Annotated in this window: 2 protein-coding genes and 1 pseudogene; all 3 read left to right on the top strand. The window is 56.1% G+C overall.

All coding sequences use genetic code 11. The features are described 5' to 3' along the window. Nucleotides 1-485, top strand: a 485-nt coding sequence (locus tag ACE4YL_RS15315; protein ID WP_461369802.1) for a hypothetical protein, incomplete at its 5' end; no start/stop codon positions are given. A gap of 238 nt (nt 486-723) precedes the next feature. Next, on the top strand, nt 724-1,113 hold the full coding sequence (locus tag ACE4YL_RS15310; protein WP_461369801.1) for a hypothetical protein: 390 nt from the start codon (nt 724-726) through the stop codon (nt 1,111-1,113). 148 nt (nt 1,114-1,261) lie between these two features. Further along, nucleotides 1,262-1,483, top strand: a pseudogene (locus ACE4YL_RS15305) (hypothetical protein); the annotation flags it as partial.

Genomic DNA, 1,483 nt, shown 5'->3' with positions numbered 1-1,483 from the left:
CCGAGCCGGAACCGCGATTCCCGGCAGATCTGTGGAAATCCTTGACGGTAGCACCGATGGAAGCCAGTCGCGACAACGCACCGCCGCCTTTCCCGGAACCACGCGGTCTACCGGCTGAATACTTGCCGCTGGACGAGTATCAGCCGTCTTCAGCCTACATCGCCGATATGATCCTGTATATCCGCACGTATTTCACTTCTTTAACAGAAGAAGAGCAGGAACACCTCTGGAACCACATGCGAATGTACATCGAGAACCCCTACCACCGGGAAGTGATCGATAAATTCATTGCGTACGTGGCAGGAATGGTATACTACCGGATGTACTATGAGTTCCCGCATTTCTGCCCGTCCTGCGAGGCTGTTGGGCGCAAAACGTCCTGGACAGAGTGGTATGCCAACGACCACTTCACCTACGAGCCCAGACCTGACGGAAAGTATGATTGTGGGCCATGTGTGGCAAGAGGGGCTCGGTGGGACCGATGATTCTGAAATGGGTGGCGTTGATGATCGAGCAAAGGCTCTTCGCAACAAAAGAGGAGGAAACGGGATGAAATCTTCTATGTGGCTGGTGGCACTTATAACCATCGTTCTGTGTTGCGGGGCGGGGTGCGTTGCAACCCCGGCACCATCCCTGCAGGTGACACCCGTGACCGTGGCCGTGGAGCCTACGGTTGTGGAGGTGGCGTCCACGGTGGTGGCTGTGAAGGAGACGGAGACGGAGATGGAGACGTGTACCGAGTACTGGTTGCCCGGACGAAATGCTCCGGGGTTCGAGGACCTGTATATGACCGTGGACCGGAACCGGGGAACCGCTGAGATAACCGGGTCCTACATGCTGGACGATCGGCACGACCTAGTTCATGAAACGTCGATGCAGTCGAAGACCCGTATCGTGCAGGGGCACTACTTCGACGATGCCCGGCCTTCGTCGGGGATTGTCAGTACGGTTGGATGGCGGCGTCAGACGGATGGATCGTGTGTCCGGGGAGATGAAGGGGAGCAGTTCCGGATTGAGGCGATCCGGCTGGAGTTCCGGAACGATGTCCTGAATATCAAGAGCAGCGCCGTGATTACCGGTCCGGGTTGGGAAGGGGTCTGGTATCGCATGTAACGACCTATTCACCAAGATGTTGGGTGATTGACCTGACACAAATCTTCCAATTCTTGAACCGGGTGCGGAACGATGCACCCACCCTCTTTTCTTACCAGTGACCTTATATACTTGAAGGGATAGATAGAGTGCTATCGGGAGTTGGATTATGGCCGAGATTAGCGAAGCAGGTTATGAGAACCTGCGTGATGCCATGGAGGGGAACGCTCTTCCGTGGAAATACATTGAGTTACAGACTTCGACAGGAACCAAGATCACCAGGCGGCAAATCGGGCTTGCGGGAAGCGGCGCGACCTTGGAAGCGCGGGAAAACGGCGGACAGACGGTTGTCTTCAAGGTTGTCGTCAACGGCGGCGATCCCGGGATGCCT

This window comes from Candidatus Darwinibacter acetoxidans (assembly GCF_041936445.1).
GTDB lineage: Bacteria > Bacillota > Limnochordia > Darwinibacteriales > Darwinibacteriaceae > DTU010.
Note: the sequence above shows the minus strand (reverse complement) of the source record. Positions and strands in the feature narration are given on the sequence as shown.